General features: G+C 42.7%; 7 protein-coding genes. 6 read left to right on the top strand and 1 reads right to left on the bottom strand.

The features are described 5' to 3' along the window. Positions 1 to 71: 71 nt before the first annotated feature. A complete protein-coding gene (locus SKA34_RS12760; RefSeq protein ID WP_006645949.1) occupies positions 72 to 302 on the bottom strand; it encodes a hypothetical protein in 231 nt (76 codons plus the stop codon). A gap of 119 nt (positions 303 to 421) precedes the next feature. On the opposite strand from SKA34_RS12760, the gene cmoM reads away from it, so the two are divergent. The 6 genes from cmoM (at position 422) to torC (ending at position 9,386) form a co-directional block, all read left to right on the top strand. Then, on the top strand, positions 422 to 1,255 hold the full coding sequence (gene cmoM / locus SKA34_RS12755; RefSeq protein ID WP_006645948.1) for a tRNA uridine 5-oxyacetic acid(34) methyltransferase CmoM: 834 nt from the start codon (positions 422 to 424) through the stop codon (positions 1,253 to 1,255). Beyond that, positions 1,252 to 2,574, top strand: coding sequence for a chromosome partition protein MukF (gene mukF, locus SKA34_RS12750; RefSeq protein ID WP_006645946.1), 1,323 nt, complete (start codon positions 1,252 to 1,254; stop codon positions 2,572 to 2,574). The genes cmoM and mukF overlap by 4 nt, the downstream gene beginning before the upstream one ends. Then, entirely contained in the window at positions 2,555 to 3,298 is a 744-nt protein-coding gene (mukE, locus tag SKA34_RS12745; protein WP_006645945.1) for a chromosome partition protein MukE, read from the top strand. Before mukF ends, mukE begins: the two co-directional genes overlap by 20 nt. Continuing rightward, complete coding sequence (mukB, locus tag SKA34_RS12740; protein ID WP_006645944.1) at positions 3,298 to 7,761, top strand: chromosome partition protein MukB; 4,464 nt, start codon at positions 3,298 to 3,300, stop codon at positions 7,759 to 7,761. The genes mukE and mukB overlap by 1 nt, the downstream gene beginning before the upstream one ends. Before the next feature lie 230 nt (positions 7,762 to 7,991). Further along, positions 7,992 to 8,162, top strand: coding sequence for a periplasmic nitrate reductase, NapE protein (locus SKA34_RS12735; RefSeq protein WP_005367160.1), 171 nt, complete (start codon positions 7,992 to 7,994; stop codon positions 8,160 to 8,162). Positions 8,163 to 8,201: 39 nt separating this feature from the next. Next, positions 8,202 to 9,386 (top strand): pentaheme c-type cytochrome TorC, encoded by a 1,185-nt coding sequence (torC, locus tag SKA34_RS12730; RefSeq protein ID WP_006645943.1) that lies wholly within the window; start codon positions 8,202 to 8,204, stop codon positions 9,384 to 9,386. Positions 9,387 to 9,424: the final 38 nt, after the last annotated feature.

The raw sequence follows: 9,424 nt of genomic DNA, 5'->3' as shown, positions 1-9,424 counted from the left end.
TTTCAGAGGTAATGGGAAACGTTTTATCGATCACATGGCTATTTCCGAGCACCATAACAAAATCGACAGGTTTAGATGAGCCCGACAAAAGCGGGGTACTGTTGCTCTAATGGACGCAATAAGCTCGTAGAGACGGGCTGAAAAGAGACGGCAAAAAGCCCCAAAAAAGAGAATGCAATAATTCCCGAAGCCAGTTTTTTCTTACGTGTAAACCATAGAACCAGTAATCCAATAACCCCAATGATCAGCAGTGCAGGGAGGGGCATAAGGAGTGTTGCGATTAATTTTTTTAATTCAAACATGAAATGTAGTCCGAAATTTCAGCAGTTGAGCTTGAAAAAGCATCACAAGCCTTTATTCCTTTACTGCTTGTGAGAAAATAAGCCACTTTTTAGATTCGCTATCATAACGTAAAGCAGCCGTGATCAAAGACCGAAATTTTGATGATTTAGCGCAAAAGTTCGCTGAAAACATATATGGCACAGCAAAAGGGCAAATTCGACAAACTGTCGTTTGGCAAGATATTGAACAAATTCTTACCTCGCTTAGCAGTGTATCACCTCTTACTGTATTAGATGCAGGGGGAGGTATTGGACAATTGTCACAAAAAATTGCATCGCTTGGACATCAAGTAACGTTATGTGATCTTTCTAGCGAAATGTTGACATTAGCTCAACAAGAAATTGCTAAAAACGGTTTGCTTGAGCAATATCGTTTAGTGCATTGTCCTGTGCAGGAAATTGGTGAGTTCATACCTGAACCTGTCGATTTAATTTTATTTCATGCAGTAATGGAATGGTTAGCTGAACCAATCGAGGTACTTACTGGTCTATTACACAATGTGAAACCTGGCGGTGCAATTTCCGTAATGTTTTATAACTACAACGGTCTACTGTTTAAAAACTTAATTTGTGGCAACTTGACTCATATTGAGCAAGGAATGCCACATCGCAAGCGCTTTAAATTGCAGCCGCAGCAAGGGATAAAACCAGAAGAGGTTTATCAGTGCCTAACCGATGCAGGGTTTGAAATCATAGGTAAAACAGGGGTTCGTACCTTCCATGATTATATTCAAACCCATATGGTTGGTGACTACAGTTTTGAACAGGTTCTTGAGATGGAGCAGAAGCTTTGCCGTCAAGAGCCGTTTTTGTCGTTGGGGCGTTATATTCATGTGTATGCCCGTAAGCCTTTTGCTGAAGAAACGCACATAACAACGACAAACTCTAATAACAGCAATAAGGACAAGGGATGAGTGAAGTTACCCAGACGGTTCCTGAGTTGGTTAACTGGGTAAAGCAAAATGATTTTGCTTTAAACCTACCAACAGAACGGCTGGCGTTCTTGTTAGCCATTGCCGTTTTAAGCGGTGATCGCTTTGATGAAGAATTAGGGGAAGGAGAACTGGTTGACGCATTTCGCATAGTAAGTGATATGTTCGGCCAATCCAAAGAAACCCTGGCATTTCGCGCCAACAACGCCATTAATGAATTGGTAAGACAGCGATTAATTTCACGCTTTACTAGTGAAGTAACTGATGGCGCTAGTATTTATCGTTTAAGCCCATTAGCGTTGGGCATTAGTGATTATTACGTTCGCCAACGAGAGTTTTCAACACTCAAGCTATCTATCCAGTTAGCAATGGTGGCAGATGAAATAAATAAAGCAGCAACGGCGGCACAAGAAGACGGTGATGAGAAACACTGGCGTCAAAATGTACATGCCGTATTGAAATACTCAGTAGCTGAAATATTCGATCGAATCGATTTAAACCAGCGCACCATGGATGAGCAACAACAGCAAGTCAAAGTCGATATTGCTGAATTGCTAAATCAAGATTGGCGCGCGGCAATCAGTAGTTGTGAGCAGTTACTTGATGAAACGTCAGCGACGCTAAAAGAGCTTCAAGATACACTACAAGCGGCAGGCGATCAGCTACAAACGCAGTTACTTACGATTCAAGAATCTACACAAGGTCGTGATGATTTAGATTATGTTGATGGGATGGTTTATATCCTACAAGCAAAACTGGATCGCATTATCAGTTGGGGTCAGCAAGCGATTGACTTATGGATTGGCTACGATCGCCATGTACATAAGTTTATTCGTACCGCGATAGATATGGACAAGAACCGTGCATTTAGTCAGCGTTTACGCCAGTCGGTTACTGATTATTTTGATGCGCCATGGTTATTGACCTATGCAGATGCTGAACGTTTATTAGACATGCGTGATGAAGCATTAGTGCTTCGTGACGATGAAGTAACAGGTATTGTTCCTGCTGAGATGGAATTTGAAGAGCTCGACTTAGTTAATGATATATTGGCAGAAAAAGTTGCAGCAATGCTAAAAGCGCATAAAGCGACAGGCGCACCCATCAACCTAAGCTCACTGCTCAAAGATTATTTGGCTCAACACCCATTTGCCCAGCATTTTGATTTGGCAAGAATCGTGATTGATCAAGCAGTAAGAATGGGATACTCAGAGGCTGACTTCAATGCAATTCAGCCGGATTGGGAAGCAATTAACGAATACGGAGCCAAGGTACAAGCTCATGTCATTGACAAATATTGAAGAATTCATGCCGGAAAATTTAGCAAAAGCAATTGCTAATCCACTTTTCCCAGCACTGGATAACGCGCTCCGTTCAGGTCGCCATATTTCTAGTGAAGATTTAGATAACCATGCCTTTTTGATCGAATTTGAACAAGAACTTGGCATGTTTTACAAGCGTTATAATGCAGAATTAGTCCGTGCGGCAGAAGGCTTTTTATACCTTCGTCCACGTTCAACTTCATTGATTGGTCGTTCTGTATTATCAGAAATCGACATGCTGGTAGGTAAAGTGTTGTGTTTCCTTTACCTAAGCCCAGAGCGTTTAGCGCACGAAGGTATTTTTACCAACCAAGAGTTGTTTGACGAGTTAGTGACATTAGCAGATGAACAAAAGCTAATGAAATTAGTGACTAACCGCGCAACAGGTTCAGATCTTGATCGTGAAAAACTGTTCGATAAAGTGAAAACATCATTGCGTCGTTTACGTCGTATAGGGATGCTAATTCCAATTGGTGATCACGGTAAATTCCGTATTAGTGAAGCGGTATTCCGTTTTGGTGCCGATGTACGAACGGGTGATGATATGCGTGAAGCGCAGCTACGCTTGATCCGTGACGGTGAAGCTGTCGTGCATCATCAAGAACCAAGCCAATCAAGTTTGCTCGACGATATCGAACAAGACAGTCAAGAATCACTTGAAAATGCAGATGCACAACAAGTGGAACAGGAGAGTAGTATTTAATGGAACGCGGTAAGTATCAATCGCTCACCATGGTCAACTGGAACGGCTTCTTTGCGCGTACATTTGACATTGATAATTTGGTGACAACGCTTTCAGGTGGTAACGGTGCGGGTAAGTCAACAACCATGGCTGCTTTCATTACCACACTCATTCCTGATCAAAGCCTACTTCACTTCCGAAATACGACGGAAGCGGGAAGCTCAAATGCCTCACGCGATAAAGGCCTTCACGGTAAATTGAAGCCGGGTGCCTGTTATGCTGCGCTTGATGTGGTTAACTCGAAGAAGCAACGCATTATCTTTGCTGTAAAATTACAGCAAGTCGCGGGTCGTGATAAGAAAGTCGATATTAAACCTTTCTTAATTCAAGGCTTGCCTTCGGGCATTAAACCGACTGATGTGTTAATTGAAACGCTATCTGAAAACCAAGCTCGTGTTCGGCAGCTTAATGATGTAAAAGACATTGTTTCACAATATGAAGGCGTCCAATTTAAAACATTTAACTCGGTAACTGATTACCACGTTCAAATGTTTGAAATGGGTGTGTTACCGAAGAAATTACGTAACAGCCAAGATCGTTCTAAGTTCTACCGCTTAATTGAAGCATCGCTATACGGTGGTATTTCAAGTGCAATCACACGTTCATTACGTGATTACCTATTACCGCACAACACCGGTGTTAAAAAAGCCTTCCAAGATATGGAAGCGGCACTGCGTGAAAACCGTTCGACATTAGAAGCGATTAAACTGACTCAGCGTGACCGTGACTTGTTTAAGCATTTGATCTCAGAAGCAACGAACTATGTTGCTGCCGATTATATGCGTCATGCTAACGAGCGTCAGAAGAAGCTAGAGCAAACATTGAGCTTACGTGGTGAGCTAATGGGCTCACGCCAAACCTTAATCGATCAGCAGTCTACGTTTAATAATATGACTGCAGAGCTGGATGAATTGACCGAGCAAGAAGGCGCGTTAGAGCAAGATCATCAAGCAGCATCTGATCACCTACAGCTAGTACAAACAGCAGTACGTCAAGCTGAGAAAATCGAGCGTTATAAAGAAGATCTTGAAGAGCTAACAGAGCGTCTTGAAGAGCAGGTAATGGTGGTTGAAGAAGCGGCAGAGCAACTTGCGATAGCCGAAGAACAATCACAGCTAACGGAAGAAGAAGTTGATAGCTTAAAAACCCAGTTAGCGGATTATCAGCAAGCATTAGATATGCAGCAAACCCGTGCATTGCAGTATCAACAAGCGGTACAAGCATTAGAAAAAGCACGTGATTTGTCTGGTGATCATCAAATGCTGCCAGATCAAGCGCCTCCATACCTTACTCAACTTAAGCAGCAACAAGATACCCAAACAACAGCATTATTAGCCCTTAAACACAAACTGGATATGTCGTCAGCGGCGGCGCAACAGTTTGATAAAGGCTTAGCAATCATTACCACCATTGCAGGTGCCGTTGATCGCGCAAATGCAAGTAACAAAGCCCGTGAATTGATTGATCATGGTCGTCAACTACGTGCGATTTCAGATCGTGGTGAGCAGCTAAAAGCGCAATACCGTGATTTAGAGCGTAGTGTTCGTAGCCAACGCCAAGCGCTTGAGTTAGCGGAAGCATATACAAAGAAATTCGCTACCACATTAGATAGCGAATTAGCGTTAGTTGAAGAACAAGCGCGCCATGAAGCAACGCTTGAGAGCTTAGATCAAGATCAAGCAACGCTGGTTGAACAACGTAACGACATGCGCCATGACGAGCAACGTTTAGTTTCTCGTATTGCTACATTAGAATCTCAAGCTCCAACATGGATTGCAGCTTCTGATGCGCTAGAGAAATTATCAGAGCAAGCGAATGCCGAGCTTTCAAGTAGCCAAGCGGTAATGGATGCAATGCAACTAACGTTGGATAACGAGCGTGAAGCTTCGCGTCTACGTGATGAATTAGCCGCTCGTAAAAAGCAACTTGATACTGATATTGAGCGTTTAGCACAGCCAGGTGGTAGTGATGATTCACGTTTACGTGGGTTAGCCGATACCCTTGGCGGTACGCTATTATCTGAAGTTTATGACGATATTACTATTGATGATGCGCCATATTTCAGTGCGATGTACGGTCCAGCGCGTCACGCGATTATTGTCCCTGATCTTAACGGTATTAAAGAAAAATTAGTTTCGCTAGATGATTGCCCAGATGATCTTTACATCATTGAAGGTGATGCTGATTCATTTGATGACAGTGGCTTTGATGTTAATGAACTAGAAGATGCGGTTTGCGTTCACTTAAACGATCGTCAACTGCGTTATTCTCGTTTCCCAGAAATGCCATTATTTGGTCGTGCAGCGCGTGAACAACGTTTAGAGTTCTTACGTGATGAGAAAGATCAAGTTGTAGAAGATCTCGCTAAAGCATCGTTTGATTCACAAAAACTTCAGCGTTTATATCAGAGCTTTAATAGCTTTGTTGCAACGCATATGTCTGTAGCATTTAACCCAGATCCTGAAGCAGAATTAAAGCAAGCCCGTGATCAACGTAACCAGATCGCACGTCAGCTATCTGAATCACAAGCGCAAGAACAACAGCAGCGTAGCCAGTTAGTAGCCGCTCGTGAAGGCCTTGCATTACTGGGTAAATTAAACCCAGTGGTAACATTGCTTGAAGATGATACGCTAAGCGCTCGTTTTGAAGAAGTTGAACAACAACTTTCACAAATGGATGAAGCACGTAACTACCTTGACCGTCATGGAAAAGCGTTAGCCGAACTTGAAATGTTAGTGTCTGCACTGGATGCTGATCCAGAGCAATTCGATGCACTACAAGCTAATTACGAAGCGGCGGATCAGAAGCTACAAGAGCTGAAGACTCTGATCTTCGCCGTGGCTGATTTAGCTGAACGTCGTCATTATTTTAGCTATGCCGATGCGGTAGAGTTACTAAGTAAGAGTTCAGAGTTAAACGAGCAGCTTAAAGCGAAACTCGCAACCGCAGAACAAGCTCGTGGTCTTAGCCGTGAAAGCTTAAAGCAAGCACGCGCACAAGCGAACCAGTACAACCAGTTAATGGCGTCACTGAAGAGTTCACACCAAGCAAAGATGGAAACGGTTCAAGAGTTTGAACGTGAACTGCAAGAGCTAGGAGTGCGTGCGGATGTTGAAGCAGAAGAACGTGCGCGTATTCGTCGTGATGAACTCAATGATCGTTTACACAGTTCTCGTAGCCGTCGTAGCCAGTTAGAAAAATCAACCACTTCTATCGAACTTGAAATGAAGTCGTTAGTGAAGCGTTTGCGTAAAGTGGGTAAAGAATATCAAGATTTCCGTAAGTTAGTGGTTAACGCTAAAGCGGGTTGGTGTGCAGTATTACGTTTAGCGCGTGAAAGCGATGTTGAACGCCGTTTACATCGCCGTGAAATGGCGTATATGTCGGCTGATGAACTACGATCACTATCGGATAAAGCATTAGGTTCACTGCGTCTGGCGGTTGCTGATAACGAAGACTTACGTGATGCATTACGTGCGTCAGAAGATGTGACTCGTCCAGAACGTAAAGTTCTCTTCTACATCGCGGTATACCAGCATCTACGTGAGCGTATTCGTCACGATATTATTCGTACCGACGATCCGGTTGAAGCTATCGAAGAAATGGAAGCAGAGCTCGGTCGCTTAACTGAAGAGCTAACAGCTCGTGAACAACGTTTAGCGATCAGCTCTGATTCTGTAGCGAACATTATTCGTAAAACAATCCAGCGTGAGCAAAACCGTATTCGTATGTTAAACCAAGGCTTACAAAGTATTGGTTTTGGTCAGGTTCATGGGGTGCGTCTAAACGTTAAAGTACGTGATACGCACGAATCATTACTTGCAGGACTGGTTGAGAATAAAGATCAACATAACGATCTATTCGGTAATAACCGTTTATCATTCTCTGAAGCAATTGCGAAGTTGTTCCAACGTTTGAATCCACATATCGATATGGGTCAACGTTCGCCGCAGATCTTGGGCGAAGAATTGTTAGATTACCGTAATTACCTTGAGTTAAGCATTGAAGTTAACCGTGGTACGGACGGTTGGCTACAAGCGGAATCTGGCGCGCTATCAACGGGTGAAGCGATTGGTACAGGTCAGGCAATTCTGTTGATGGTTGTTCAGAGTTGGGAAGAAGAATCTCGCCGCTTACGTGGTAAAGATATTATCCCTTGTCGACTCTTGTTCTTGGATGAAGCGGCACGACTTGATGGTAAATCAATCGCAACATTGTTTGAGTTATGTGAACGCTTAGACATGCAGTTACTGATTGCGGCACCTGAAAATATCAGTCCTGAAAAGGGTACAACCTACAAACTGGTACGTAAGATTTTCAAAGATCGTGAACACGTACACGTGGTGGGTTTACGTGGCTTTGGTAATACACCAAAGATGGCAGATCCAATCCAAACAGTATTAGATATTGACACGGTAGAGTAATTCTCCGTTAAATATTGTAAAAAAGGCCAGCAGAGATGCTGGCCTTTTTTTATAAATAAAGTAATGGGTTAGAGCAAAACTCAGGAATTATTAGTTAAGCAAAAATGTGATCCCAGTGGTTTTTTAATAACCTTATTAATTAAAGGTATAACTATTGTCTATAATTCACCTACAGCACTGGAAAGTCTTATTAGGAATAACAAGGCTTACTAATAAGTGAGAGAGAAATAATGTTAAGTGAAGAAATGGATGATAAAGAGAAAGGTCGTTATGAATGGCGAACATTTCTATTCATCGTTGTTTTACTGTTTCCTATTTTATCTGTCATGTTTGTTAGCGGATATGGTTTTTTTATTTGGGCGCTGCAAGTGTTCTTCCTTGGCCCCCCAGGCCATGGTTAAGCACTCGTCAACATTAAATAAAAAACGGGTAGGTAAATAATGAAGTCGTCCTTAAAAAAAGTTTGGATAACACTGTGGCGGCCTGCAACCAAAATAAGCCTTGGCGTACTCGCATTAGGTGGTTTTATTGCAGGGGTTATATTTTGGGGGGGATTTAATACCGCCCTTGAAATGACCAACACAGAAAAATTTTGTATCAGTTGCCACTCCATGAGTGACACCGTTTATCCTGAGCTGCAAGAAACCGTGCACTGGTCAAATCACTCAGGTGTCCGCGCTACTTGCCCTGATTGTCATGTTCCCCATAATTGGACGGATAAAATTGCTCGAAAAATGCAGGCGAGTAAAGAAGTCTTTGGAGCTATTGCTGGCACCATTGATACTCCTGCAAAGTTTGAAGCAAAAAGGCTGGAATTAGCCCAGCATGAATGGAAACGCTTTGCTGCGAATGGATCGTTGGAATGTAAAAGTTGCCACAATTATGACAGCATGAAATGGGATGAAATGTCACCACGTGCGCAGGTACAAATGAAACAGGCCGCAGCGAAAGACCAAAGCTGTCTTGATTGCCACAAAGGTATTGCTCACCATCTTCCTGCTGATATGGCCTCATCTGGTGGGATTGTGTCTGAATTGTCCGCCGCATCCCATAGTACTGATTATTCAAAAGATGACACATACTACAGCGTACAGTTTTTACCCCTTTATGAAGATGAAGCTAAAACTAAAGACGGGGGTTCTTTAGAGCCTGCATCTGCGGTTAAAGTGGTGGCGATTAAAAACGACATGCTGCAAATTGAACTAAGCGGTTGGCGTAAAGTAAAAGGCTTTGGTCGGGTTATTAATCAAGATTTCGGGATGAATATACCAACAGCTGCACTAAGTAAAAATGCCGCGCAAAGCGCTGATATTGTAAAAGGTTTCGAGCAAAAAGAAGATGACGTCACAGGGCTAAAATGGCAACAAGTAACCGCAACACTGTGGGTTGAGAAAAAGAACTTTGTTAGTGATATCAGTACTGTTTGGACTGCCGCAAAATCGGCATACAACACCAACTGTAGCGTATGTCATACCCAGCCAGCAGAAAACCATTTTGACGCAAATACTTGGCCTGGCATGTTTAACGGTATGCTTGCATTTGTGAATTTTGATACTGATAGCGAAGCTATTGTATTGAAATATTTACAAAACCATTCGTCAGATTTTTCTAAAGCTGAACATTAATCAAACTAAAGGTTGCTAAACATACATCATGTTCAGCA

It is taken from the genome of Photobacterium sp. SKA34 (genome assembly GCF_000153325.1).
Taxonomy (GTDB): Bacteria; Pseudomonadota; Gammaproteobacteria; order Enterobacterales; family Vibrionaceae; genus Photobacterium.
The sequence above is the reverse complement of the archived record's forward strand: the minus strand, read 5'-3'. Positions and strand labels throughout refer to the sequence as shown.

What these genes read in the sequence shown, in the direction of transcription:
- SKA34_RS12760 (WP_006645949.1), bottom strand. Translation starts at nt 302, where the DNA reads ATGTTTGAATTAAAAAAATTAATCGCAACACTCCTTATGCCCCTCCCT.
- mukE (WP_006645945.1), top strand. Translation starts at nt 2,555, where the DNA reads ATGTCATTGACAAATATTGAAGAATTCATGCCGGAAAATTTAGCAAAA.
- SKA34_RS12735 (WP_005367160.1), top strand. Translation starts at nt 7,992, where the DNA reads ATGTTAAGTGAAGAAATGGATGATAAAGAGAAAGGTCGTTATGAATGG.
- torC (WP_006645943.1), top strand. Translation starts at nt 8,202, where the DNA reads ATGAAGTCGTCCTTAAAAAAAGTTTGGATAACACTGTGGCGGCCTGCA.
- mukF (WP_006645946.1), top strand. Translation starts at nt 1,252, where the DNA reads ATGAGTGAAGTTACCCAGACGGTTCCTGAGTTGGTTAACTGGGTAAAG.
- mukB (WP_006645944.1), top strand. Translation starts at nt 3,298, where the DNA reads ATGGAACGCGGTAAGTATCAATCGCTCACCATGGTCAACTGGAACGGC.